This window comes from Kiloniella sp., assembly GCF_048270245.1.
Taxonomy (GTDB): domain Bacteria; phylum Pseudomonadota; class Alphaproteobacteria; order Kiloniellales; family Kiloniellaceae; genus Kiloniella.
The window spans coordinates 298,088-322,013 of the sequence record NZ_JBLWTH010000002.1 but is presented as its reverse complement, the minus strand read 5'-3'; the positions used below and the strand labels follow the sequence as shown (position 1 = coordinate 322,013).

At 43.8% G+C, this 23,926-nt stretch carries 26 protein-coding genes; 19 read left to right on the top strand and 7 right to left on the bottom strand.

What is annotated here, in order from left to right; genetic code table 11:
• Positions 1 to 45 precede the first annotated feature (45 nt).
• The 18 genes from rpsB to ACN0W5_RS06640 all read left to right on the top strand — a co-directional run bounded on the left by rpsB (position 46) and on the right by ACN0W5_RS06640 (position 16,010).
• On the top strand, positions 46 to 879 hold the full coding sequence (rpsB, locus tag ACN0W5_RS06725; RefSeq protein ID WP_417453395.1) for a 30S ribosomal protein S2: 834 nt from the start codon (positions 46 to 48) through the stop codon (positions 877 to 879).
• Between the two features lie 96 nt (positions 880 to 975).
• On the top strand, positions 976 to 1,902 hold the full coding sequence (gene tsf, locus ACN0W5_RS06720) for a translation elongation factor Ts (protein ID WP_085904735.1): 927 nt from the start codon (positions 976 to 978) through the stop codon (positions 1,900 to 1,902).
• A 177-nt stretch (positions 1,903 to 2,079) separates the two neighbouring features.
• A complete protein-coding gene (gene pyrH / locus ACN0W5_RS06715) occupies positions 2,080 to 2,796 on the top strand; it encodes a UMP kinase (protein ID WP_417453394.1) in 717 nt (238 codons plus the stop codon).
• Between the two features lie 53 nt (positions 2,797 to 2,849).
• Positions 2,850 to 3,371 carry a ribosome recycling factor gene (gene frr / locus ACN0W5_RS06710; protein WP_417453583.1) on the top strand — a complete coding sequence of 174 codons (522 nt, stop codon included), beginning with the start codon at positions 2,850 to 2,852 and terminating at the stop codon, positions 3,369 to 3,371.
• 26 nt (positions 3,372 to 3,397) lie between these two features.
• The gene (locus ACN0W5_RS06705; protein ID WP_417453393.1) at positions 3,398 to 4,114 is read left to right on the top strand and encodes an isoprenyl transferase; all 717 of its coding nucleotides are present in this window, start codon (positions 3,398 to 3,400) and stop codon (positions 4,112 to 4,114) included.
• Entirely contained in the window at positions 4,077 to 4,901 is an 825-nt protein-coding gene (locus tag ACN0W5_RS06700; RefSeq protein ID WP_417453392.1) for a phosphatidate cytidylyltransferase, read from the top strand. The genes ACN0W5_RS06705 and ACN0W5_RS06700 overlap by 38 nt, the downstream gene beginning before the upstream one ends.
• A gap of 59 nt (positions 4,902 to 4,960) precedes the next feature.
• Positions 4,961 to 6,103, top strand: a complete 1,143-nt coding sequence (locus tag ACN0W5_RS06695) for a 1-deoxy-D-xylulose-5-phosphate reductoisomerase (RefSeq protein WP_417453391.1) — start codon at positions 4,961 to 4,963, stop codon at positions 6,101 to 6,103.
• 113 nt (positions 6,104 to 6,216) lie between these two features.
• Complete coding sequence (gene rseP / locus ACN0W5_RS06690; RefSeq protein ID WP_417453390.1) at positions 6,217 to 7,305, top strand: RIP metalloprotease RseP; 1,089 nt, start codon at positions 6,217 to 6,219, stop codon at positions 7,303 to 7,305.
• A 55-nt stretch (positions 7,306 to 7,360) separates the two neighbouring features.
• Complete coding sequence (gene bamA, locus ACN0W5_RS06685) at positions 7,361 to 9,649, top strand: outer membrane protein assembly factor BamA (protein ID WP_417453388.1); 2,289 nt, start codon at positions 7,361 to 7,363, stop codon at positions 9,647 to 9,649.
• Positions 9,650 to 9,661: 12 nt separating this feature from the next.
• Positions 9,662 to 10,207, top strand: coding sequence for an OmpH family outer membrane protein (locus ACN0W5_RS06680; protein ID WP_299376275.1), 546 nt, complete (start codon positions 9,662 to 9,664; stop codon positions 10,205 to 10,207).
• A gap of 19 nt (positions 10,208 to 10,226) precedes the next feature.
• The gene (lpxD, locus tag ACN0W5_RS06675; RefSeq protein WP_417453387.1) at positions 10,227 to 11,255 is read left to right on the top strand and encodes a UDP-3-O-(3-hydroxymyristoyl)glucosamine N-acyltransferase; all 1,029 of its coding nucleotides are present in this window, start codon (positions 10,227 to 10,229) and stop codon (positions 11,253 to 11,255) included.
• Positions 11,256 to 11,726 (top strand): 3-hydroxyacyl-ACP dehydratase FabZ, encoded by a 471-nt coding sequence (gene fabZ, locus ACN0W5_RS06670; RefSeq protein WP_085900269.1) that lies wholly within the window; start codon positions 11,256 to 11,258, stop codon positions 11,724 to 11,726.
• Complete coding sequence (lpxA, locus tag ACN0W5_RS06665) at positions 11,723 to 12,511, top strand: acyl-ACP--UDP-N-acetylglucosamine O-acyltransferase (RefSeq protein ID WP_299376313.1); 789 nt, start codon at positions 11,723 to 11,725, stop codon at positions 12,509 to 12,511. Before fabZ ends, lpxA begins: the two co-directional genes overlap by 4 nt.
• Positions 12,512 to 13,339, top strand: coding sequence for an LpxI family protein (locus ACN0W5_RS06660; protein ID WP_417453386.1), 828 nt, complete (start codon positions 12,512 to 12,514; stop codon positions 13,337 to 13,339).
• The gene (lpxB, locus tag ACN0W5_RS06655; RefSeq protein WP_417453385.1) at positions 13,332 to 14,510 is read left to right on the top strand and encodes a lipid-A-disaccharide synthase; all 1,179 of its coding nucleotides are present in this window, start codon (positions 13,332 to 13,334) and stop codon (positions 14,508 to 14,510) included. The genes ACN0W5_RS06660 and lpxB overlap by 8 nt, the downstream gene beginning before the upstream one ends.
• A gap of 37 nt (positions 14,511 to 14,547) precedes the next feature.
• Positions 14,548 to 14,952, top strand: a complete 405-nt coding sequence (gene gloA / locus ACN0W5_RS06650) for a lactoylglutathione lyase (protein ID WP_417453384.1) — start codon at positions 14,548 to 14,550, stop codon at positions 14,950 to 14,952.
• A 60-nt stretch (positions 14,953 to 15,012) separates the two neighbouring features.
• Positions 15,013 to 15,651 carry a hypothetical protein gene (locus tag ACN0W5_RS06645; RefSeq protein WP_417453383.1) on the top strand — a complete coding sequence of 213 codons (639 nt, stop codon included), beginning with the start codon at positions 15,013 to 15,015 and terminating at the stop codon, positions 15,649 to 15,651.
• A gap of 68 nt (positions 15,652 to 15,719) precedes the next feature.
• Positions 15,720 to 16,010 carry a hypothetical protein gene (locus ACN0W5_RS06640; protein WP_417453382.1) on the top strand — a complete coding sequence of 97 codons (291 nt, stop codon included), beginning with the start codon at positions 15,720 to 15,722 and terminating at the stop codon, positions 16,008 to 16,010.
• Positions 16,011 to 16,016: 6 nt separating this feature from the next.
• Here ACN0W5_RS06640 and ACN0W5_RS06635 read toward each other — a convergent pair whose 3' ends face one another.
• The 7 genes from ACN0W5_RS06635 to ACN0W5_RS06605 form a co-directional block, all read right to left on the bottom strand.
• The gene (locus tag ACN0W5_RS06635) at positions 16,017 to 16,562 is read right to left on the bottom strand and encodes a GNAT family N-acetyltransferase (RefSeq protein WP_417453381.1); all 546 of its coding nucleotides are present in this window, start codon (positions 16,560 to 16,562) and stop codon (positions 16,017 to 16,019) included.
• A gap of 57 nt (positions 16,563 to 16,619) precedes the next feature.
• Positions 16,620 to 18,122: an MATE family efflux transporter gene (locus tag ACN0W5_RS06630; protein WP_417453380.1), complete on the bottom strand. Its 1,503-nt coding sequence runs from the start codon at positions 18,120 to 18,122 to the stop codon at positions 16,620 to 16,622.
• A 107-nt stretch (positions 18,123 to 18,229) separates the two neighbouring features.
• On the bottom strand, positions 18,230 to 19,087 hold the full coding sequence (gene sseA, locus ACN0W5_RS06625; protein ID WP_417453379.1) for a 3-mercaptopyruvate sulfurtransferase: 858 nt from the start codon (positions 19,085 to 19,087) through the stop codon (positions 18,230 to 18,232).
• Positions 19,088 to 19,105: 18 nt separating this feature from the next.
• Entirely contained in the window at positions 19,106 to 19,816 is a 711-nt protein-coding gene (locus ACN0W5_RS06620) for an alanyl-tRNA editing protein (RefSeq protein WP_417453378.1), read from the bottom strand.
• A gap of 182 nt (positions 19,817 to 19,998) precedes the next feature.
• Complete coding sequence (locus tag ACN0W5_RS06615; RefSeq protein ID WP_417453377.1) at positions 19,999 to 21,000, bottom strand: cysteine synthase A; 1,002 nt, start codon at positions 20,998 to 21,000, stop codon at positions 19,999 to 20,001.
• A 57-nt stretch (positions 21,001 to 21,057) separates the two neighbouring features.
• Positions 21,058 to 21,708 (bottom strand): NUDIX domain-containing protein, encoded by a 651-nt coding sequence (locus tag ACN0W5_RS06610; RefSeq protein WP_417453376.1) that lies wholly within the window; start codon positions 21,706 to 21,708, stop codon positions 21,058 to 21,060.
• 77 nt (positions 21,709 to 21,785) lie between these two features.
• Entirely contained in the window at positions 21,786 to 23,120 is a 1,335-nt protein-coding gene (locus ACN0W5_RS06605) for a pentapeptide repeat-containing protein (RefSeq protein WP_417453375.1), read from the bottom strand.
• A 198-nt stretch (positions 23,121 to 23,318) separates the two neighbouring features.
• Between ACN0W5_RS06605 and ACN0W5_RS06600 the strand changes: the two genes are divergently transcribed.
• Positions 23,319 to 23,912 carry a hypothetical protein gene (locus tag ACN0W5_RS06600; RefSeq protein ID WP_417453374.1) on the top strand — a complete coding sequence of 198 codons (594 nt, stop codon included), beginning with the start codon at positions 23,319 to 23,321 and terminating at the stop codon, positions 23,910 to 23,912.
• Positions 23,913 to 23,926: the final 14 nt, after the last annotated feature.

The following is a 23,926-nucleotide window of genomic DNA, read 5'->3' as shown; positions in this document are numbered from 1 at the left end:
TTACGGCCTGCGGAAGTTTAACCGGAAGAGAAAAGGTTTTATTCTATGGCGCTTCCTACATTTACAATGCGTCAGCTTCTAGAAGCTGGTGTTCACTTCGGTCATACAACTCGTCGTTGGAACCCGAAAATGTCTCAGTACATTTTTGGTGCACGTAACGGCATCCACATTCTTGATCTTGAGCAAAGCGTACCAATGCTCCACAAAGGTCTTGCTTTTACACGTGAAGTTGTTGCCGGTGGCGGTCGCGTTCTGTTCGTTGGAACAAAACGTCAGGCAAGTGAGAAAATGGCTGAAGCAGCAAAACGCTGTGGTCAGTATTATGTTAACCATCGTTGGTTGGGCGGAATGCTGACTAACTGGAAAACAGTTTCTAACTCAATCCGTCGTCTGAAAGAGCTTGATGAGCGTCTTGATGGTGATCAGGGTGGCCTGACTAAAAAAGAACTTCTTAATCTTACTCGTCAGCGCGACAAGCTAGAGCGCGCTCTTGGCGGAATTAAGGAAATGGGTGGTATTCCTGATGTGATCGTTGTTATCGACACAAACAAGGAGCACCTGGCAATTGCTGAAGCAGCGAAATTGAAAATTCCTGTTGTTGGTATCCTTGATTCGAACTCTGATCCAGCTGACATCACGTTCCCAATCCCTGGTAACGACGATGCGATCCGTGCGATCAGCCTTTACTGTGATCTCTTTGCCGATGCGGTTATCGATGGTCTTCAGCAAGAGCTGACTGCTTCTGGTGCAGATATCGGTGCTTCTGAAGAAGCTCCTGCCGAGCAGCTACCTGAAGCTGCCGCTGCTGAAGAAGCGCCAGCCGCTGAAGCTGCTTCTGAAGAGAAAGCTCCTGCAGAAACCGCTGCTGCTGAAGCTTAAGCTGTTCGCAAATGAACGATTGGAACGGCGGCTTGTATGCCGCCGTTCTCGTACTTGTGTCTATGTTGATATTTAATTTCTGAAAAGAGATAGAAAATGGCCCAGATTACTGCTGCTCTGGTTAAAGAACTCCGGGATCAGTCCGGTGCCGGCATGATGGATTGTAAAAAAGCCCTTGCCGAAACTGATGGTAACTTAGAAGGAGCCGTTGATTGGCTTCGTAAAAAAGGCCTTGCTGCCGCTGCTAAAAAAGCAGGTCGTGTCGCTTCAGAAGGTCTTGTTGCTGTTTCTACCGACGGTGCCAAAGGTGCTGTTGTGGAAGTTAACGCAGAAACAGACTTTGTTTCTCGTAACGAACAGTTCCAGTCTTTCGTTAAAGCTGTTGCTCAGCAGGCTCTGACTGTTGGTGGTGATGTTGAGGCACTTGCAAATGCTGATTACCCAGGTGGTGAGGGCACTGTTGCTGACGTGTTGACTAAAAACATCGCAACCATTGGCGAAAACATGAGCCTACGTCGCACTGCTTCTTTAGAAGTTAGTGAAGGTGTTGTTGCTTCTTACATCCACAATCAGACAGCTCCTGGTCTTGGTAAAATTGGTGTGTTGGTTGCTCTTGAGTCATCTGGCGATGCGGCTAAGCTTGAAGCTTTCGGTAAGCAGGTTGCAATGCATGTTGCCGCTGCTAACCCACAGGCGCTTGATCGTGACTCTGTTGACGTTACTGCTCTTGAGCGTGAGAAAGAAGTTCTTTCTGATCAGGCACGTGCTTCTGGTAAGCCAGAAGAAATCATCGAGAAAATGCTCGTTGGTCGTCTTCGCAAGTATTACGAAGAAGTATGCTTGCTAGAGCAGGGTTATGTTATCGATGGTGAAAATTCTGTCGGTAAAGCTGTTGAGCTTTTTGCTAAAGAACTTGGTGCTCCTGTAAAACTAACTGGTTTCGTACGTTTCCAGCTTGGTGAAGGCATTGAGAAAAAAGAAGAAGACTTTGCTGCTGAAGTTGCTGCGACACTCGGTAACTAAGTAAATCACGAATTTGGCCGCGATCTGTTCTTCCTGTGGGGAGAGAGGTCGGGGCCATTTTTGTATTCAAAATCACTCGCTTCCACTAGGATTGTCTTTTTTCGAGCACATTTTTACGCTAGAAGAGTGTTCGGATAATAGGATGATTTGGTATCGCAGTGGACAAAGGAGATCTCTGTGACAGACGCACCCAAATATAAACGTGTTCTTTTAAAGCTTTCTGGTGAAGCGCTTATGGGGAATGGCCAGTTCGGGCTGGATCCTGAGACAGTAAACCAGATTGCGCTAGATATTAAAGAAGTCGTCGCGATGGGCGTAGAGGTCTGTGTTGTCGTTGGTGGTGGTAATATCTTCCGCGGGCTTTCCGGCGCGGCTGCGGGTATGGAGCGTTCAACTGCTGATTATATGGGCATGCTTGCAACCGTGATGAATTCGCTGGCAATGCAAAATGCTTTGGAACAGGTTGGCGTTGAAACTCGTGTTCAAACTGCGATCCCTATGGATACTGTTGCCGAGCCTTATATTCGTAGACGTGCAGAACGCCATTTGGACAAGGGGCGGGTCGTTATCTTTGGTGCTGGTACGGGTAATCCTTATTTCACAACCGACACGGCTGCAGCTTTGCGCGCCTCGGAAATGGGATGTGAAGTATTGCTGAAAGGTACAAAAGTTGATGGCGTCTATTCTGCTGATCCTGTAAAAGATCCAACTGCAGAGCGCTTTGAAAGTCTTTCTTATAAGCGTGTCTTTACGGATGATTTAGGTGTCATGGATCATTCTGCTATTGCACTGACGCGGGAAAATAATATACCGATTATTGTGTTTTCTATTTATGAAACAGGTTCTTTCGCCAAAGCCGTTGGCGGTAAAGGCTGTTTTACTATTATTAAATAAGAAGGGGATAGGCTGTGTCGCAAGATGCCCTCATTAAAGATTTATCACGTCGTATGGATGGTGCGCTTGAAGCACTGAATAAGGAATTCACCGGATTGCGGACAGGACGTGCATCTATTGCGCTACTTGATCCTATCATGGTTGATGCCTATGGCGCTTCTATGCCTCTTACTCAGGTTGGGACCGTGACCGTGCCCGAATCTCGGATGCTTGCGGTTCAGGTGTGGGACAAATCAATGGTTGGCGCTGTAGAAAAGGCGATTAGAGAATCTGGACTTGGTTTGAATCCATCCCCAGATGGCCAATTGGTTCGTGTTCCAATCCCACCGCTTTCTGAAGAACGCCGTAAAGAGCTGACTAAAATTGCAGGGAAGTATTCCGAGCAAGGGAAGGTCGCTGTCCGGAATGTTCGTCGTGATGGTATGGAAGCCCTGAAGAAGATGGAAAAAGATGGTGAAATCTCTCAGGATGAAATGCATAGCTGGGGCGATGAAATCCAGAAAATAACAGATGCTCATATCAAGAAAATTGATGATGCAACTGCGCAAAAAGAAGAGGAAATCATGCAGGTTTAGATCTGCATGATTGTTCTGATTTAGCGATGACCACAGGAATACCAAAGCATATTGCCGTCATAATGGATGGGAATGGTCGTTGGGCAAATGCTAGGCATTTGCCCCGAGCATTTGGGCATCGTAAAGGTGCCGAAGCCCTGCGAGAGCTGCTAAAGTCTGCAATAAAAATTGGTATTCCTTACATGACCTTTTACAGCTTCTCGTCAGAGAACTGGAATCGTCCCGAAAGTGAAATTAATGACATTATGGGGTTGTTGCGCAGGTATCTACAAAGTGAACTGGCAACATTCCATAAAGCTGGCATTCGTCTAAAGGTCATTGGGGATCGCTCTAAACTTGCAGCAGATATTGTTCGTCTGATTGAAGATGCTGAACAACAAACGCTTGATAATACAAAAATGACGGTTGTTATGGCTTTGAGCTATGGCGGTCGACAAGAGATTGTTGAAGCAACTAAAAATATTGCTCTAAAAGTTAAACGTGGTGATCTGAAAAGTGACGAAATAACTGAGTCTTGTTTTGAGCAAGAGCTTTATACTTCGGATATTCCTGATCCGGATCTTCTTATACGTACCAGTGGGGAAATGCGTATAAGTAACTTCCTGCTTTGGCAACTTGCCTATAGCGAGATGGTTTTTATTGAAAAATATTGGCCCGACTTTTCTGAACAAGATTTGATTTCGGCTATTGAGGAGTACCAAAAACGTGAGCGACGTTATGGATCCGCAGCCGAAACAGCCTAAAAAGAGCGACCTTTTAATTCGGTCGCTTTCTTCAATTGTTCTTGGCCCGCCAGTTCTTGCCGCTGTTTATTTCGGCTCTCCTTATAGTGATGGATTAATTGTTTTCTGCGCACTCATTCTTTCTTGGGAATGGGCGATGCTAACCGGACGTCGTCACATCAAAGTTCCTGGGTGGTTGCTTGTCGCCAGTGTAACAACGTTGCTGGTGTTGGGGGCATTGGGGTTTGAAGGGCTTTTCATTCCAGTATTGTTACTGTGCGCTGTTCTTATTTTTACCTATACAAAGTTTATTGAACGGAATTCTCCTCAGGCTTTTTGGTTAACTTTAGGGTTGGGATACGTTTCTGTTACAACCTATTCCTTATTGTGGCTTCGCAATGGCTCTGATAGTGGGTTTGAAATTGTTCTTTGGATATTACTTGTTGTTTGGTCAACAGATATCGGCGCTTATTTTTCAGGAAAATCGATCGGCGGCCCCAAAATAGCGCCAAGTATTAGTCCGAAGAAAACGTGGGCGGGTTTAATTGGTGGGATGATTGCTGCCGCTGCCATTAGTTTTGGTTTTGCTATATCAACAGCACTTTTCAACCCGATCCTTCTGAGTTTTTTCGGGGCTGGCTTGGCTGTTGTTTCTCAAATGGGTGATTTTTTTGAGTCGCACATTAAACGTAAATTTGATGCCAAAGATTCCAGCAATCTTATCCCCGGTCATGGTGGTCTATTTGATCGAGTGGACGGACTTTTGGCTTGCTCTTTATTGGTTTTTCTTATTCATCTTGTGTATTAATACAGTCGTATTTATGGACGTACATCAAACTCAAACCGTTGTAAGGTAAAGGTGCTGTAGTGAAAAAATCTATAACTGTCATGGGCTCTACGGGGTCAGTTGGCACCAGCACCGTTGATTTGTTGAAGCGATCCCCGGAATTGTTTGATGTTGAGGTTTTAACCGCAAATAAGAATGTTGATCTGCTTGCACAGCAGGCTATTGAGCTTAATGCCAAAATGGCTGTCGTCGCAGATAAGAAGGCATACAATGATCTGAAAAATGCCTTATCAGGAAAAAGCATAGAAGTTGCTGCGGGTGAAGAAGCTTTGTTGGAAGCCGCGGCACGTCCTGCGGATCAGGTGATGGCCGCGATTGTTGGCTTTGCCGGACTGGCGCCGACTTTAACTGCTATTAAGCGCGGTGCAACTATTCTTCTGGCAAACAAAGAAGCACTTGTTTGTGCCGGTGATCTAATGGTTGAGGAGGTCCGTAAAAATAACGCAACCCTGCTCCCTGTGGATTCAGAGCATAACGCGATCTTTCAAGTATTCGACTTTGAGAATAAATCTGGTATCGACCATATTACTTTGACCGCATCCGGTGGACCATTTCGATGTTTTTCAAAACAGGAAATGGAAACGGTTACGCCTCAACAAGCACTTGCTCATCCTAATTGGGATATGGGGGCGAAGATTTCGATTGATTCTGCGACAATGATGAACAAAGGGCTAGAGCTAATCGAAGCAGCCTATTTGTTTGGCCTGTGTGAGGATCGGATAAAGGTTTTGATTCATCCGCAATCAATTATTCATTCAACTGTGAGCTATATTGATGGGTCCGTTCTTGCTCAGTTGGGAGACCCTGATATGAGAACCCCCATAGCTTGTGCACTTGCTTGGCCTGAAAGAATGAAAACCCCTGTTAAGCAGCTTGATTTGGCGGAAATTTCCAAACTGACTTTTGAAACACCGGATCACGATAAATTTCCTGCCTTAGAAATTGCCAGAGAAGCCCTTCGGAATCATAAAACGATTGTGTTTAATGCTGCGAACGAGATTGCGGTCGAAGCCTTTTTACAAAAAAGAATGCCCTTTTTGGGGATATCTGAACTTGTTGCAAAAGCAGTTTGTACTTTTGAGAAGATAGACATTAATTCACTTGAAACGGTGAAAATGGTGGACGCGGAAGTTCGGAATTGGAGCAGGGCGCAGATAAATTGATATTTTAACTTATTTGTTCTGCAAAAAAGCTTTTGAATAGGAGCGCAAAGGGCTAATATGCCGTCCTTCTTGAGTAATATGATTATAATGACAATGGTTACAAGATATATCTAATGGGATTTATTACACCGCTTCTCGCATTTTTAGTGCTTCTAACCATTCTGGTTTTCTTTCATGAACTCGGGCATTACTGGGTTGCGCGGAAAAATGGAGTGAAGGTTGATGTTTTTTCCGTTGGCTTTGGCCCGGAGTTATTTGGGTTTTACGATAAGAATAAAACGCGATGGAAATTCAGCATTATTCCGCTGGGCGGTTATGTGAAGATGTTTGGAGATGCCGATGTTAGCAGCTCAACATCAGCTGGAAATTCAGATTTATCCCCGGAAGAACTTGCAACAACTTTCAAAGCGAAGTCATTAGGCCAGCGCGCTGCTATTGTCGCTGCTGGACCGATTGCTAATTTTATTCTGGCTATTGTTCTTTTAACAGGACTGTACAGTTTTGTCGGGCAGCCTTATTCATCTGCTATTGTTGCCCAGGTAATGGAGAACAGTGCGGCAGAGGCTGCTGGTTTTCAAACGAATGACAAGATTATAGAAGCTGCTGGTACAGAAATAGATCGTTTCGAGCAGCTTCAACGTCTTGTTCAATTAGGGTCCGGAGATCCAATTGATGTTGTTGTTGAGAGAGATAATCAACTTGTTTATCTGACTGTTCAGCCAAAGGTTGATCTCTATACAGATCATAATGGTCGTGAAGCCAAACGATGGTTAATTGGTATCCAGAGCGATCAATCATCGGTAAAAACACATGGATTTATATCGGCAGTTAGCGCAGCTGTGGTTGAGACTTATGACGTCTCTGTTGGTACCTTCAAAGCTATTGGGCAAATGTTTAGTGGGCACCGTTCTGTGGAAGAACTTGGTGGTCCTATTCAAATAGCCAAGATGTCTGGTATGGCTGCCGAGGCTGGGATAGAGTATTATATTGGTTTGATGGCAATGCTGTCTATCAATCTGGGGCTTTTAAATCTATTACCTGTCCCCATGCTTGATGGTGGGCATTTGCTTTTTTATATGATTGAGGCAGTTTCTGGTAAGCCGTTAAATGAACGAGCTCAAGAATATTGTTTCAGAATTGGACTGGCTCTGGTATTGAGCTTAATGTTATTTGTGACCTGGAACGATTTATGGATTATATAAATCGTTCTGAATCTGCTTGTGAAATCAAGTTCATGCGGGTTACCCGGGGGTAAATGTGTTTCGTAAGACGCTTTTTTCGCTATTAATTGGGGGACTATTTCTGGTTTTAGAAGCTGGAAATAGCCAGAAAGTTTTTGCCCAGGCCCTTATGTCTGGCGGTACCATTGACAATATTGTTGTCGAGGGAACACAACGAATTGAACCTGAATCCGTTCGCTCCTATATGGAAGTGAACCCAGGTGATACCTTTGATCCCGTTCTTTTGAACCGATCTTTAAAAAGCATTTTTGCAACAGGTCTTTTTGCTGATGTTTCTCTGAAACGTCAGGGCGGTGATCTGATTGTCGTTGTTGTCGAAAATCCGATTATTAACAGAATTGCTTTTGAGGGGAATCAACGTCTTGATGATGAAATCCTTTCTGCAGAGACAGCTTTAAGAGAAAGGGTTGTTTTCACCAGAACAAAAGCGCAGGCAGATGCGCAAAAGTTACTTGAATTGTATCGCCGTTCTGGTCGATTTGCCGCTACGGTTGAACCAAAAGTCATACAGCTACCACAGAACAGAGTTGATTTGGTTTTTGAAGTTGTTGAAGGTGACCGAAGTTATGTTACCACGGTTAATTTTATCGGGAACAGAGAGTTTTCTGATGGTAAACTTCAGGACATTGTATCAACTTCGGAAACAGTTTTTTGGAACTTTCTGTCTGATAGCGATACTTACGATCCTGACCGTCTAACCTTTGACAGAGAGCTATTACGCCGCTTTTACCTAAAAGAAGGATACGCTGACTTTGAGGTTCAATCCGTTATTGCTGAGCTGACGTCGAACAGAGAATCTTTTGTTGTTACTTTCACCATTACCGAAGGAGAACGTTATAAATTCGGAGTTGTGGATGTTGAGAGTGCCTTAAAGGATTTTGATCCGGCAACTGTTGAAGATCAAATTTTACCTGAAGAAAATGAATGGTATAACGCAGACCTTATTGATAAGACCGTTGATAACCTGACAGATGCAGTCGGGGATCTAGGGTACGCTTTTGTCGATGTGAGACCACTGCCAGAAAAAGACACTGAAAATAAAATTATAGATCTTGTTTTTAGTATTTCTGAAGGCTCGAAAGTATATGTTGAACGTATCGATATCGAAGGAAACAGCCGTACGCTGGATAAGGTAATTCGTAGAGAGTTCCGCCTTGTAGAAGGGGACGCTTTTAATAGCTCGAAACTTAGAAGGTCCAGATCTCGGATACAACGGCTTGGCTTCTTCCAATCTGTGGAAGTAAATAATGAGCCTGGAAGTACACCAGATCGAACAGTTATTAAAGTTGATGTCGAAGAGCAATCGACCGGTGAATTGACTTTCGGTGCTGGTTTCTCATCTTCCTCTGGTCCGCTTGGATCGATTGGTATTCGGGAACGAAACCTCTTAGGAAAAGGTCAGGATTTACGATTTAATATTGCCTTGGCTGGATCTGGTTCTGAAGCCGATATCAGTTTTACTGAACCTTATTTCTTAGATAAAGAAATCGCAGCGGGCTTTGATATCTTCAGAATTACAAGGGAAGAAGACAGTCTTGCCTTTGATGAGAAGAAGACTGGTGCCGCACTTAGAATAGGGTATGACCTCTCAGAAGAATTGCGTCAGGTCTTACGGTATCGTTTTGAACATATTGAGATTGAGAATATTGATTCTGACGCAGCTCAACTTGTTAAAGAACAAGAAGGTACATCGATTAAATCAGCTATATCTTCAACTTTAACTTATGATAAATTGGACTCTCGGATTACGCCGACTGATGGTTATCTTCTGACTCTTGAGAATGAGCTCGCTGGGCTTGGTGGTGATGTACAACACTTGAAGGTCACATTAGGTGGCACCAATTATTATTCATTCTCGGAAGATTTGATTTTAAAATCTCGTGCAGAGGTTGGTAATATTATCGGTTTAGATGAAGATACGCGTATCGTTGATAGATTCTTCCTTGGCGGTGATAAGCTTCGTGGTTTTAAATCTGGCGGTGTCGGTCCTCGTGATCAGGGTAGTGATGATGCTCTCGGCGGAAAACACTTCTATAACGGAAGCCTTGAGTTAACTTTCCCGCTTGGCTTACCTGAGCAGTTTGGTGTTAAAGGACGTGTTTTCTCTGACTTTGGGGCAACATGGAACATTGATGGCAATGATTCTGGTGTTGATGACTCTTCAAATCCTAGGGTTAGCTTTGGTACTGGCCTGACGTGGTCTTCACCTTTTGGACCTTTGGCGATGGATCTTGGTTTTGCCGCATTAAAAGAAGATTATGATGAAACTGAAATATTTAGCTTTAGCTTTGGGACTAGTTTTTAAGTAATGATCTATATGAAAAAAATTGCCACTCTTTTTGTTGTTGTCGCTGTCTTTGGTGGAATATTTGCGGTGAAATCTGGTGCGAATGCCCAAGATTTAGCTCTTAAAATTGCAGTTGTTGATACTAAAAAAGTATTTCAATCTTCAAAGGCTATGCAGCAAGTTAATCAAACTGTTGTGGGACGCAAGAATCAGTTCCAACAAGAGTTTCGTCAAAAAGAACAAGGTTTATTGAGCAAACATCAGGAGTTGGTTAGGCAAAAATCTATCCTTGCGCCTGAAGTATTTGCACAACAGAAAGCCGATTTGGATAAGCAAGCTGCAATGATTCGTAGTGAAGCTAAAGAACGGAACAAGAGCCTTACTCAATTAAGAAACTCTGGATTGAATGAAATCAAAAAACACCTTGATGTCGTTATTAATCAGATCGTGGATGCGAGAAAATTAGATTTGATTTTGGCAAAGACGTCTTTGGTTTATTCTCAGAGTAGCCTTGATGTAACAGATGAAGTTATCCAAAAGCTGAATGCTTCGTTACCTGCGTTGACATTAAAATAGTATTTGAGCACCTGATATCATGGCTGATTCTCGTTTTTTTCATAATGCGGGTCCTTTTTCTCTACAAGAACTCTGTGACTATGTCGGGGGGGAGCTTTCTGAAGGTTCAGACCCGAGTTTTCTTGTTACAGACGTCGGTGCTTTAGAAGACGCGGGTAAAACAGAAATTAGTTTTTTAGATAATAAGAAATACGTTTCTGTCTTAGCTGATACGTCGGCGGGTGTTTGCATTCTGGAAAAAAAGTTTGCAGGGAAAGCTCCGACGGGAGCATCGCTGATACTGACTGATAAGCCATACAAATCTTATGCTTTGATTGCCCAAAAATTTTATCCTTCTGGTGTTACATTATCCAATTCAATTCATGCAACGGCTGTTATTTCTCAATCCGCATCGATAGGTGGAAATTGCGTCATCTCGGCGGGTGTTGTTATTGGCGACAATGTCGAGATCGGAAGTGGATGTCAGTTGGCTCCTAATGTTGTCATTCATGATGGCTGTAAAGTCGGTGATAATACCAAGATTGGAGCAAATGCGACCATCGAGTATGCTTTTCTCGGGGACAATTGTGAAATTCATTCTGGTGTTCGTGTCGGTAACCGTGGCTTTGGCTTTGCGATGGAACCTGATGGGTATGTTAATGTTCCTCAGCTTGGACGTGTTATTATCGGCAACAATGTAGAAATTGGTGCGAACTCTACAGTTGATAGAGGGGCCGGTCCTGATACTATTATTGGCGATGGTACTAAGATTGATAACCTTGTACAAATTGGTCACAACGTTCAAATGGGTAAGCAGTGTGTCGTTGTTGCTCAGTCGGGCATTGCTGGTAGTAGTGTTCTTGGTAATTATGTTGTGATGGGTGCACAATCGGGTGTTAGCGGCCATATTACGATGGGAACAGGTGTTCAAATAGCTGGACGTGCTGCTGTAATCAAAGATGTTGAAGCAGGACAGGCCGTTGCCGGTACTCCTGCTATACCGATTAAAGATTTTTTCCGTTTGGTTGCAATGTGGAAAAAACAGTTGAATACGAAGAAAGGTAGTTAGATGAGTGAAGAAGCTGTAACAACGGGTGAGGGACGCTCTGTAGGCATCCTTGAAATCAAGGAAATGATTCCCCATCGTTACCCTTTCCTACTCATTGATCGTGTTGATAATATTATCAAAGACGAAGGTGCTGTAGGCCTAAAGAATGTAACTATTAATGAGCCTTTCTTCGAGGGACATTTCCCTAGACAACCTATTATGCCTGGGGTCTTGATAGTTGAAGCCATGGCGCAAACGGCGGCAGTACTTGTTGTTGAAACCCTAGATGGCGAAGCGGCGGGTAAATTGGTCTATTTCATGACTGTTGACGAAGCCCGTTTCCGTAAGCCAGTTACACCTGGGGACCAACTAAAAATTCATGTTACGAAAACACGTAGCCGTGGCGCGGTTTGGAAATTTGAGGGTAAAGCCATGGTTGATGGAAAGCTTGTCGCGGAAGCCAAATTTGCCGCAATGATTATGGACGACTGATTGTGACTATTCATTCCACCGCTATCGTTGAAGATGGTGCGACAGTTCATGAAACAGCTGAAATCGGACCCTATTGTATTGTTGGTTCAAACGTAAAACTGGATGCTAATGTTGTTTTGCATAGCCATGTTGTTATTGCGGGAAATACTTCTATCGGCGAGGGAACCGTTATTTTCCCCTTTGCCTCGATTGGGCATCAACCACAAGATTTAAAGTTTGATGGTGAAAAGTCAGAGCTTGTTATAGGCAAGAATAATCGTATTCGTGAACACGTAACAATTAACCCCGGAACAACTGGTGGTGGGCTAGTTACGAGAGTTGGTGATAACTGCCTTCTGATGATGTCTGCTCACATAGCCCATGATTGTATTCTTGGTAACAATGTTATTCTTGTAAATAACGCGACATTGGGCGGTCATGTTGAAGTTGATGATTATGCCATAATCGGCGGACTTTCCGCTGTGCATCAGTTCGTTCGGATTGGGCGTAATGCCATGATTGGTGGGATGTCTGGTGTTGAAAATGACGTTATTCCCTTTGGTATGGTTATGGGGGAACGCGCAAGGTTGAGCGGGTTAAACCTTGTTGGCATGAAACGCCATGGTGTGCCACGTGATGATATTTCCAGCTTACAATCCGTTTTCAAAATGCTTTTCTCGGATGAAGGAACGCTTTCTGAACGCCTTGAAAACGCAAAGAAAACCTATTCTGATAATCCTACTGCGAAAGAAGTTCTGGACTTTATTGGTACAGACTCTTCGCGTGCTATTTGCCAACCGAAATAAATGTCCGGCAAGCTTGGAATTTTAGCTGGGGGAGGAGAACTTCCCCGGCGTTTGATTAAATTATGCCAAGAGACCGGACGAGATTTCTTTGTCGTTGCCTTTAAAGGTCAAACAGATAATGAAACAATCACGGGCATAAATCACTTTTGGTCGAGGTTGGGCGCTGCGGGTGAAATTCTCTCTACATTAAGACAACAACAAGTAACAGATCTTGTTATGATCGGGCCTGTAAAAAGACCCTCAATGGCAGAGCTTCGTCCTGACTGGCGTGCCTTACAATTTTTTGCAAAGATAGGCGCAAAGAGCCTCGGGGATGATGGGTTACTAAAATCGGTTGTTTCAGCCCTCGAAGCCGAAGGTTTTAACCTTATTGGGGTTGATGATATTTTGCATGATCTTTTAGCAACCAAAGAGACTTATGGGGAACATACCCCTGACGATCAAGCTTACGAAGATATCAAGCGCGGCGTTGAAGTTGGTCGCTTGATGGGCTTAGCTGATGTTGGGCAATCTGTTGTCGTACAACAAGGACTTGTCCTTGGGGTGGAAGCGATTGAGGGAACTGATGCACTTATTGATCGTTGTGCCGACCTAAAACGTGATGCTGCGGGTGGTGTTTTGGTTAAGCTAAAGAAACCGCAGCAAGAACGACGAGCTGATTTACCAACGATTGGCGTGGAAACGGTGAAAAGAGCTGTTAAAGCTGGGCTAAGGGGGATAGCGATTGAAGCAGGCGGTGCTTTGGTTGTCGACCGGGATGCTGTCGTTCAACTTGCCAATGAGGCAGGGCTCTTTCTTATAGGAATTGAACCTGCTGATTATGACTGAACCCAAAAACAACGTTCCTTTACTTTATATCATCGCCGGTGAACCTTCGGGTGATCAACTGGGCGCACGCCTTATGGCTGCATTAAAGGAAGAAACGCAAGGTAATATACAATTTATTGGTATTGGCGGCGAGCGGATGTCCGCTGAAGGCTTGGAAAGTCTTTTTCCGATTTCAGAGATATCTGTTATGGGGTTGGCCGAAGTGTTGCCCCATATACCGAATATCTTAAGACGTATAAAGCAAACCAAAGAACATGTTCTCGAAACAAAGCCGTCAGCCCTTATCACAATTGATGCGCCGGGCTTTAGCTTAAAAGTAAGCAAGGGCCTCAAAGAGACATCGATACCTCTTATCCATTATGTCGCGCCGTCGGTATGGGCATGGAAGCCTAAACGAGCTGAGAAGATTTCGAAATATCTAGATCATTTGCTGACTCTCCTTCCTTTTGAGCCTCCGTATTTTGAGAAGCATGGCTTGGCGACAACGTTTGTCGGTCATCCTGTTCTTGAAGGTGAGCTGATGACTGTGTTGGATAGAGTTGAAATCTGTAAAGAGCTTTCACTTGATGCTACGGCTCCAATCCTTACAGTCTTACCCGGTAGCCGCCGGGGCGAAGTTGCAAGGCTTGGGCCTGTATTTAAAGACGCTGTTGCGGAATTGGTGAAAACCCTACCGAATTTACAGTGTGTTATTCCCACAGTGAAAAATGTTCGTTCTGCTATTGATGATTTAGCCGATAATTGGCCAACACCTGTTCGTGTTATCGAAGGCGTAACGGGCAAACATAAAGCATTTAAATGTTCAGATGTTGCTTTGGCTGCTTCGGGGACGGTTGCTTTGGAGCTGGCAGTTGACCATGTACCAACAGTCGTTGCTTACAAAGTGTCTCCGGTTACGGCTTTTCTGGCAAAATTTCTTGTGAAGATAAAATACGCAAGTCTTGCCAATATTCTGTTGGACCGGGAAGTCCAACCAGAATTAATACAGGAAAAGTGTAATGTTCCTGATCTGGTAAAGCAGATATCTTCTCTCTTTCACGATAAAGAAAAAAGAGAAAAACAGATCAATGGCTATCGAGAGGCGATTGTGAAGTTAAAAGCCGGGGACGATATGCCGAGTACAAAAGCTGCAAAGACAATTTTATCCGTTATTGCGGAAGCTAAGCATTAATTTTTTACCAAAATACTTGTATATCTAAGGAAAAAATATGTCAGAAAATACCTCCTTTCGGTTTTTACATACGATGATCAGAGTTTTGGACCTTGAAAAATCTATTGATTTTTACTCTCGCCATCTTGGTATGAAGCTTCTGCGAAAAAACGATTACCCTTCTGGAAAGTTTACCTTAGCCTTTTTGGGGTATGGTGATGAAGACAATAATACTGTTATTGAACTCACCCATAATTGGGATCAAACTGATTCCTACGATCTTGGGAACGGATTTGGTCATTTAGCGCTCGGTGTGCCTGACATATACAAAACCTGTGAGTTACTTGAAAAAGAAGGTGTCAATATTCCTCGAAAGCCTGGCCCGATGGCACACGGCTCTACTGTAATTGCTTTTATTGAAGACCCAGACGGCTATAAAATCGAACTTATCGAGAAAAAGTAAGTTTGTGATATATTGGGTACTATTTATTGAACTATTTATGAGTTGCTGAACGCTGATTTCATGAAACAAAATATTACCCAATATATCTGGTATCCTTTGTTTATCGCTATTGGATACCTTGGCCTCTTCAGTTATTCAAATGCAGGTGAGGTTCGCGACAGGGTCGAGGACCGGGGATATCTTCGGTGTGGCGTTGTCAAAACGACTTTTCTTTCCAAATCACCAATAGATGATATGGGGAGAGAGCTGTGTCGCGGTCTTGCATTGGCTCTGTTTCCAGATCCAAGTGCTGTAAAATTAATTACGTTGAACGAGAGCAATGCTGGCCGAAACCTGGCTGAGGGAAAAGTTGATGTTATTACATTGGCAGATAATCGACTTTTATCACATCAAGGGCATCATCAAAACGTTGCAACGCTTTTTCTCAATAATCTTGATGTCGCTATTCTATTCAAAGGTTATCGTGTTGATGATCTTAACGGTAAGAAAATTTGCTCACTTGAATGGGTTGATAAAACGAGCCTAGCGATATTCAGTCAAAAACATCAGGTCAGCTTTGGGGTTGTGAGTTACAAGTCTGAAGGCGAACTATTTAAAGCTGTGAAAAGTCATGGATGCAGAGCCGTGGCACTGCCCAGGGTCGAGCAATCTATTTTTTACAAAAAATATCCGGGATCTTTCCTGATCCGCTCGTTTTGAGTTCTTCATCTTCAAATAATAGCTTAGGGATGATTGTTTCATCTCGGGATGAGGACTGGAAAACTATCGTGCAATTTTATGCACATACATTGATGGAAAGCGAGCGTCGGGATATTAATGCTCAAAACGTTGATTATATAGCTTCAACGACACTCAATCCCGAAGTTCAAAAATTGCTTGGTGTCAAAGGCTCTTTTGGGACAGAACTTGGGCTTGATTCAAATTGGTCTTATCGGGTTTTACAAAGATACGGTAACTACCAGGAAATCTATGAACGTCATTTTGTTAATGGCACTATAACACTCGAAAGAGGGCCAAATAAATTGGTGGCCAATGGTGGAGTTTTGGCAGTTAACTGAATACCTTTATTGTGTTGTGTCGTTAAATTTTGGGTCATCAATTATTTTGATGTTTCTATCGTAGATATTAAATCCATGCTTTTGATATACGCTGAGTGCTCTGGGGTGATCAAGGTTACAGGTGTTGACTGTTAAACGCTTGGGTTCATATGACCATGCAATATCAATGATTGATGATAATAGATAGGGACCGAGTTTTTGGCCAATAAAGTCGGGTATTAACCCCATGTAGGCGAGGTCAATTTCTTTGAGGTTACGTCTATCCAGTTCTGCATATCCTGCGGGAACACCGTCATAATAAAGAACGTAGATCTCTACATTTTCATCCTGAATTATTTGCAATAATTCATCGTCAGATAACGTACGTCTTTCCCACCATAACCAAGGTTCCCCTATGGTGTTGTACAGATAACGATAAAAGGACACATTTGGTTTATAAGCACGGATAAGGGATGTTTTTTTCCCTTGTGGTGAATGCAAATTTAGATTGTGAGGTCTTTCTAACATTTCGAGAAAAGAGATTGTTACTTCAATTTGAGGAGCCGCGGTCATGCTCTTAATCTTTCTCTTTATTAATTCTCTTGGTTGTTTAGGCGAAATTGCTAAAAGTTAGTCACCGTTATTTTTATCACGCTGGTCCGCATTCCATCTTTCTTCCATGAATCTCTGCCAACCGAACTGAGGTAATATAGCAGGTAACCATGCCCCGAAATAGCGTGTTCTGTCATCTTGTTTGTTTGGTTTTTTAATTGGAGAACTCACAATTTTATAAGCCACGATAATCGTGATAAAGCCGAAAATTACAGATCCGATAGCCTGTCCCGCGATAATACCTTTTGCTCCGGCCCATTCACCACCAAGCCAAATAAAAGGAACTGTACCTACTGTTGCTTTCGCCCAGTTGGCAAATGTCGACCATGTTGCTCTGTTCATGTTGTTAAAAGCAGCATTTGCGATAAATTGTGCACCACTAAAGACAAAGCTCCAAGACGTAAAGACGCAGAAGAATACCACTAGATCTGCGCTTAGGCCCGAGGCATTAAAGATTGTTGCGATTGTATCTGCAAAAAGTGTCATTAAGAGTGATGTTACACAAACGACGACAAATATAACCAGAAGCGAGCTGTTAAGTGCTGATTTAACACGTTGGGTTTGAACGGCACCAATATTTTGACCAACAATTGGACCAATGGCGGCTGACAAGGCAAAAACGGCGCCAAAAGCAAAGGGCGTTATACGTCCGATGATCGCCAAGCCGGCAACCGCATCGGCACCAAATTCTGCAACTGATGTTGTGACATAAGAATTGGCAAAAGGGGTCGCCAAGCTAGTTAGAGCTGCTGGAACTGCTATCTTCGAAATTGAAGAGATATCGCGATTTAATCCGCCCTGAAATTTGAACACAGATAAACCCAGCTGGCGTGCAAGTACCCATGCTGCGACGATTGCCATGGTCAAGCGGGCAACCAAGGTTGCATAGGCCGCACCCTCGATATGAAAATCCAGCGTAAAAATGAAGAGTGGATCAAGAATGATATTAACTAGGCCAGCCAGCACCGTTGATATCATGGATGCCTTAGCTGCTCCCACAGCACGTAGTACTGCTCCCATCGACATACCAATGGAAATGATTGGCAAAGATATCACTGTGATCTTCATATACTTTACTGCGAATTCCAGTGTTTTCCCTTCGGCACCAACGAGGGATAAAAGCTGCTCGGTGTAGAAATAAACCGGAACTGCAATTAAGGACATCATAACGAAAGAGGTGAGAAGGCCGTTAAAGATAACTCTTTTTGCCTGGTCACCCTGACCAGCCCCGATAACTCGGGCGACGACAGCAGCTAATCCAATCGACAGTCCAATGCTTATTGAGAAAATGAAGAATGTAATCGCACCAGAAAACCCAATTGCAGCCGCCAGAGATTCTTCCCCTAGTAAGCTAATAAAATACATATCAACCAGCTCAACAAAAAAGATCGACATCAAACCAACAGAGGTTGTTGCTGTCATATTGATCACATGCCGAAGAATGCTTCCTGTTACAAAGCGGGCATTAATCGTTTTTTGCTTTTCAGAACCGGATCGTTTTTTTTCGGTGATTGGTTTCATCTTATAGTTTTATTCTAATACTGATTTTATGGTCCAGCTCTTGGCGTACTGAAATTTAATGGTACGGAAGCTTTAAAAACAACAATAAGCGATAGGTATTTCAATAATTAGATGGGGTATCCGGTTACAACAGGCGTGTTACCTTCCTGTCCCCATTCGGACCAAGATCCATCGTAAAGCGATGTTTTTTTGTGTCCTGTTAGCTCTAGGCCGAGGCTCAATACTGCCGCTGTAACGCCGGAGCCACAAGAAGTAACAACAGGCTTGCTGTAATCAATTCCCGCTTCCTCAAATGCGCTTTTAATTTCTTGAGTTTCTTTTAAGGTGCCGTCTTCTTTAAAGAGATTTGTGAAGGGAAGATTGTACGAATCAGGAATATGGCCGGAGCGAATACCCGCGCGGGGTTCAGGCACTTCCCCTTTAAACCGTCCACTTGCCCTTGCATCTAGAACCTGTTCTTTTCCGGTTTCAATATTGCGAAGAAGTTGTTCTTTATCGCGAATAAGAAAGCTATTGAAACGCGGGGTAAAGTGTCGTTCACCGGGGTGAACTCTATTGTCGTCAACCGGACGATGTTCTGATAACCATTTGGGAAGACCCCCATCCAATACCGCGACATCCTTGTGTCCAAATAGTCGAAACATCCACCAAACTCGTGCCGCAGAAAATAGGCCACGCTGATCGTACACAACAATTCTATTGCCGTCCCCAAGGCCAAGTTTTCTTACTTTGGATGCGAACTTGATATCGCTTGGGATCATATGGGGGAGGGGATTTTCGTTGTCGGAAATTTCGTCGATATCAAAGAAAACCGCGTTATGAATATGCGCTTCTTCGTATAAAGCACGTGCATCTTTGTTTTCATTGGGCAGGTAATAAGTGCCATCAACAATCCTGACGTCTGGGGCATCTAGATGGTCTGCGAGCCACTGTGTTGATACGACAGAATTAAATTTTTCAGACAAGGTAGTATTCTCTCTTTATTATGATGCAAATGTCAGGCTGATACGACGGTTTTGCTTGCCTTTGTTTTCAACCTTACCAATTTTGATTGGGCCAATTTCACCTGTTGATTTTACATGTGTTCCGCCACAGGGTTGCAGATCAACATCTTCGCCAATTTTCACCAAGCGTATTTTACCTGATCCACGGGGTGGTTTGACCGACATTGTTCGAACCATAGAAGGATTATTATCCAGCTCCTCGTCTGAAATCCAGTCCTGCGTTATCGAGTGATTTTCGGCAATCAGTTGATTGATTTTCTCTTCAAGAGCGGCTTTGTCAATTGCCGTGTCGGGCAAGTTAAAATCCAAACGCCCTTTTACATCACTAATCTGGCCGCCTGTCACGTCGCCTATGACAGAGGCACACAACAGGTGCAGGCAGGAATGGATTTTCATGTGTGCATAGCGGCGATCCCAATCCAAACAGGCAGTTACCTTGTCGCCAGCCTGTGGAGCATTGGCGCCTTCTTCAAGATGCAAAACGACATCTTCGTGATTTTCACCTTTTCTGGCTTCGATAATTTTACTTTTTGTGCCATCAGAAAGTTCTAACCAACCGCTGTCTCCAGGTTGTCCTCCACCTGTTGGATAAAACAACGTTTGATCCAGACGGACGTGACCATTTTCAGAATAGGTTACAGTTGCTTCACATGATTTTTGATACGCGTCTTTGTAAAAGAGCAAGTCCATGGGGGGGGGGTACCTCAAAGGAGTTTGGTAGATTTTTCTTATTTATTTCGCATGAAGTTATCATGCGCTTACGCGAAGGTGTAGTTTTTAGCGAGTAAATTATTAAAAATATTGTCCTGATACATTAAAAGCCGCTTAATGAGCGGCCTTTAATCGTGGGAATTTTGTTGATCTTGAGTTTTTTAAGCAACCCATTTGGGGACGGGGAGGCCGCGTTCTTTCAGAAACTCGGGGTTATAAAGTTTGCTGGTGTAACGCGTTCCAGAATCACAAAGCATGGTAACGATGGTATGGCCCGGGCCCATTTTTTTGGCGAGTTCGATTGCGCCAGCAATGTTCACACCGCTGGAACCACCAAGGCAGAGTGCTTCTTCCTCAAAGAGGGTGAATACTAGGGGAATCGCTGTTTCATCACTAATACGGAATGCCTCGTCAATCACGGCACCTTTTAGGTTGGCAGTGATCCGCCCTTGACCAATCCCTTCGGTAATGGAAGATCCCTCGGATTTTAGTTCGCCATGTTTGTAATAGCTATAGAGCGCCGCACCATGAGGGTCAGCCAAGGCGATTTGAATGTTTTTGTTATGCTCTTTCAGGCCCATTGAAACCCCGGCCAGTGTTCCTCCGGTACCAACTGCACTGACATAGCCATCGACTTTGCCGTCAGTTTGCTTCCAAATTTCTTGGGCAGTGGTTTCAATGTGCCCTTGACGGTTGGCAACATTATCAAACTGATTTGCCCAGATTACACCGTTGGGTTCCTGTCCGGCGAGTTCTTGTGCCAGTCTTTGGGAGTAATGAACATAGTTGTTCGGGTCTTTGTAAGGGGCCGCTGGTACTTCGTAGAGTTCCGCACCGCTGAGGCGGAGCATATCTTTCTTTTCCTGTGACTGTGTCTCTGGAATGACAATAGCGCAGCGATATCCACGTGCACGTGCAACGAGGGCAAGGCCAATACCAGTATTTCCGGCTGTGCCTTCGACAATGACGCCGCCGGGCTTTAAGATGCCTTTTTCTTCGGCGTCTTTCACAATTGCCCAAGCAGCTCTGTCCTTGATGGATCCGCCGGGATTTAGGAACTCGGCTTTTCCAAGGATTTCACAACCTGTTTCCTCTGACGCCCGTTTCAGGCGAATGAGAGGCGTGTTACCAATGCTGTCAATAAATCCGTCGCGAATATCCATTTTTGTCGTCCGTAGGTATAAGTTGAATTCGTATTTGTTTATTTCTTACTAAAGAGGTTAGCCATTTTTCGTTTCATTAGACCATACAGATCTAAGCGCTGTCTGATTTAATTCCAACCATTGAAGCGCAATTGCTGTAATGGCATTGGTAATTTTTCCTTCAGATATAAGTCTAAAGCCTTGTTCGGCTTTCATCGTATGTGTGCGTATGTCTTCACCTTCATGGTCCAGCCCATAAGAATCTTGTTTCTTGTGATCCAGAATTTCACCACAAAATAGAGTAATCGTTTCCGAACTTCCCCCGGGTGTCATTAGAAAGGTTCCGATTTTTTTCAAGCGCCCTAATGTGCAACCGGCTTCTTCCATTGCTTCACGGTGACTTAATTCTTCCGGGTTTTCATTCTCTTCGATAATTCCAGCTACAACCTCTAAAAGCCACGGGGCCTGAGAAGCTGCGTAGGCACCTGGGCGAAATTGCTCGATCAGAATAATTTCGCCTGATTTATGATCAAAGGGAAGCACAGCAGCTGCGTGACCGCGTTCAAAAATTTCCCGTTGAACTTCCTGAGAGAGGCCCCCTTTGAATAGAGAGTGACGAAAGCGGTAGGTGTCAACTTGGAAATAACCTTTAAATGAGGTCGCTTTCTCAATAACTTCCACTTGGCCAGATTCGTTCAATTCGCCGATTTTATGCGCTGTTTTATCCATGATGAGAAATTAGGGGCCCTGATTATAAATTACAATAGAAAATGTAGTTTGTATTATAATACGGAAAACCAGTGTGATTACTCCAGTATTAAGCCTTTGCACCCACGTAAGTCAGTATTTTCAAGGTTCGCACTTCGCAAATCTGCCCCAGTAAAGTCAACATCGACACATTTCGCATTTGAAAGATCAGCGTTGGCCAGGTTGGCAAAGCGAACCCGAGCACCAGTTAAATTTGCATAACGTAGGTTCGCGCTCTCAAGGTCTGTTCGATCAAGACAGCAGTTTTTAAGGTTAGCAGATACAGAATTGCCTTGTGTGCCTAGGATCATCATGGGGGAGAGGCGGCAGTGCCGAAGGCTTGCCCCGGTCAGATTGGCTTTTTCCAATTTCACGCCACGTAAATCTGCATCGCTAAAGTTAGAGTTCAAGCCCATAACGCCAGACATATTGGCCATATTGAGGCGACTGGCGAGGAAAGTACAGTTGGACAGGTTGCTTAAGGAGAGCTCTGCGGCCTGAAGATTGATGCCTGCCAGATCGTTGGCTTGAAGGTCATATGCGGTTAAAATTGCTTGTTTTCCTTTACGACCAAGAGAGTTGATCCACACGAGATGATCTTCGAGGATATCCCGTATTGATCGATCAAGATCGTCGATGCTTTTGGGCAGACTGGCCTGATGAGTATTGGCGTAGGTCATGTCGCTGTTACTGAAATGGGCAGCGGTTAGGTCGGCGCCTTCCATATTGGTGTTATTCAATAGGGCGCCGCTCAAGTTTGCGCCATGGAATATGCAGCCGCTAAAATCTGCATCGGTTAAATCTGCACCTGTAAAGATAGACCCACTGACGTCAGAATTCGCCATTACCGCCCCGGACAGATCTGCATTCTTGAAATTTACATTGGTTAGGTTTGTTCTACGGCCTATGACTCGGCCAAGCTTGGCATCACTAAGATCTGCGTCTTTCAGGTTAATACCATCAAAATTGGACGCTTCGTCATGTTTTACCGGAACATAGGTACCATCTGGTTTTCTGATAAGTATAAAGCCATTTCGAATATCTGCTCCGGATAGTGTCGCGTTTTCCAGGTCGGCATTCTCAAGGCAAACACCCCGTAGGTCACTTTTTCGTAGTGAGCATCCTCTCATAACTGCGTCGGATAAGTCAGCGCCAAAAAGGTTGACCCGTTCCAATTTGGTTTTGGTGAAATTTGTATTGACCAAATCGGCACCGACCATTTCAGCTGTGTCGAGCTGACGGTCGGAAAAGTTAAGTTTTCTCGCATCTTTAAAAGAAAGGAATAATCGCGCTCCGCCGACGCGCCCATCCAGATAGTTACGATGAGAAACAACCGCTTCGTCTACCCAAATCTGGTTTACACGATCAAGCTTGTGATCATTATCTTCTTTCATTCAAACTTCCATATTGCAGACCTGACGCTAAAGATCAGGAAATCTGGGAGTACCCTTTATCAAGAAGTACCATAGAACCAAGACGAAAACTTATTGTTTTTTTGTGTTTTGCGACTGCTTGGGTATAAACTGTTTCTCGTTTACAATATCTTAGCTTTGGTTCTGATAAAATTAACAACTATGTTATATATGATGAAGATGCCTACCCATTTTATAAGGTTATTGTCCCTCGCGCTTTTGTTTTTTGCGTATGCCGGGAACGTAAATGCATCTGAAAAACCAGGCTATAAAAATTGGGATAAATCTTCGCAGTTAGAAAATTGGGATCAATGTGGTGCGGATTATACACCGCCGGATTGGTGTTCAGACCTACCAGAACAAATCGACATAGATAAATCCTACACGACTTATCGTGATGCGCTAGAGGATAATAAAAAAGCCGAAGCAGAAAGAATGCTAAAGGCGGCGAAAGTGCTGGAAAATAGAGTAGGTGCCGCAAGAAATGTTCAAGGTGGGAAGCTATACAAGCAGGACCTGATCACGATCAATAAACAGGCCAATTCAGGCGATAAAGAAGCCATGGAGTTATTGGCCTGGATGTATGTTCAAGGCATGATGCCTAAAACCAAAAAAGAACTGGATCCGAACGAAGCTGCGTATATTTGGTATGGGCGGGCGTATTTGGCAGGCGCTAAAGAAGCCAAAGAAAATATGGACAAAATCTGGCCGACACTCAGCGTTACCCAACAAAGACGTATCGCCAAGCTTTTTGATCAAAATAATAGTCGCTGATTAATTCTTCTGAT

What these genes read in the sequence shown, in the direction of transcription:
- ACN0W5_RS06615 (WP_417453377.1), bottom strand. Translation starts at nt 21,000, where the DNA reads ATGGATATTCGCGACGGATTTATTGACAGCATTGGTAACACGCCTCTC.
- ACN0W5_RS06610 (WP_417453376.1), bottom strand. Translation starts at nt 21,708, where the DNA reads ATGGATAAAACAGCGCATAAAATCGGCGAATTGAACGAATCTGGCCAA.
- fabZ (WP_085900269.1), top strand. Translation starts at nt 11,256, where the DNA reads ATGAGTGAAGAAGCTGTAACAACGGGTGAGGGACGCTCTGTAGGCATC.
- ACN0W5_RS06605 (WP_417453375.1), bottom strand. Translation starts at nt 23,120, where the DNA reads ATGAAAGAAGATAATGATCACAAGCTTGATCGTGTAAACCAGATTTGG.
- lpxD (WP_417453387.1), top strand. Translation starts at nt 10,227, where the DNA reads ATGGCTGATTCTCGTTTTTTTCATAATGCGGGTCCTTTTTCTCTACAA.
- ACN0W5_RS06620 (WP_417453378.1), bottom strand. Translation starts at nt 19,816, where the DNA reads ATGGACTTGCTCTTTTACAAAGACGCGTATCAAAAATCATGTGAAGCA.
- ACN0W5_RS06660 (WP_417453386.1), top strand. Translation starts at nt 12,512, where the DNA reads ATGTCCGGCAAGCTTGGAATTTTAGCTGGGGGAGGAGAACTTCCCCGG.
- tsf (WP_085904735.1), top strand. Translation starts at nt 976, where the DNA reads ATGGCCCAGATTACTGCTGCTCTGGTTAAAGAACTCCGGGATCAGTCC.
- ACN0W5_RS06680 (WP_299376275.1), top strand. Translation starts at nt 9,662, where the DNA reads ATGAAAAAAATTGCCACTCTTTTTGTTGTTGTCGCTGTCTTTGGTGGA.
- lpxB (WP_417453385.1), top strand. Translation starts at nt 13,332, where the DNA reads ATGACTGAACCCAAAAACAACGTTCCTTTACTTTATATCATCGCCGGT.
- rseP (WP_417453390.1), top strand. Translation starts at nt 6,217, where the DNA reads ATGGGATTTATTACACCGCTTCTCGCATTTTTAGTGCTTCTAACCATT.
- gloA (WP_417453384.1), top strand. Translation starts at nt 14,548, where the DNA reads ATGTCAGAAAATACCTCCTTTCGGTTTTTACATACGATGATCAGAGTT.
- ACN0W5_RS06630 (WP_417453380.1), bottom strand. Translation starts at nt 18,122, where the DNA reads ATGAAACCAATCACCGAAAAAAAACGATCCGGTTCTGAAAAGCAAAAA.
- ACN0W5_RS06600 (WP_417453374.1), top strand. Translation starts at nt 23,319, where the DNA reads ATGCCTACCCATTTTATAAGGTTATTGTCCCTCGCGCTTTTGTTTTTT.
- frr (WP_417453583.1), top strand. Translation starts at nt 2,850, where the DNA reads ATGGATGGTGCGCTTGAAGCACTGAATAAGGAATTCACCGGATTGCGG.
- ACN0W5_RS06705 (WP_417453393.1), top strand. Translation starts at nt 3,398, where the DNA reads ATGACCACAGGAATACCAAAGCATATTGCCGTCATAATGGATGGGAAT.
- ACN0W5_RS06645 (WP_417453383.1), top strand. Translation starts at nt 15,013, where the DNA reads ATGAAACAAAATATTACCCAATATATCTGGTATCCTTTGTTTATCGCT.
- ACN0W5_RS06635 (WP_417453381.1), bottom strand. Translation starts at nt 16,562, where the DNA reads ATGACCGCGGCTCCTCAAATTGAAGTAACAATCTCTTTTCTCGAAATG.
- rpsB (WP_417453395.1), top strand. Translation starts at nt 46, where the DNA reads ATGGCGCTTCCTACATTTACAATGCGTCAGCTTCTAGAAGCTGGTGTT.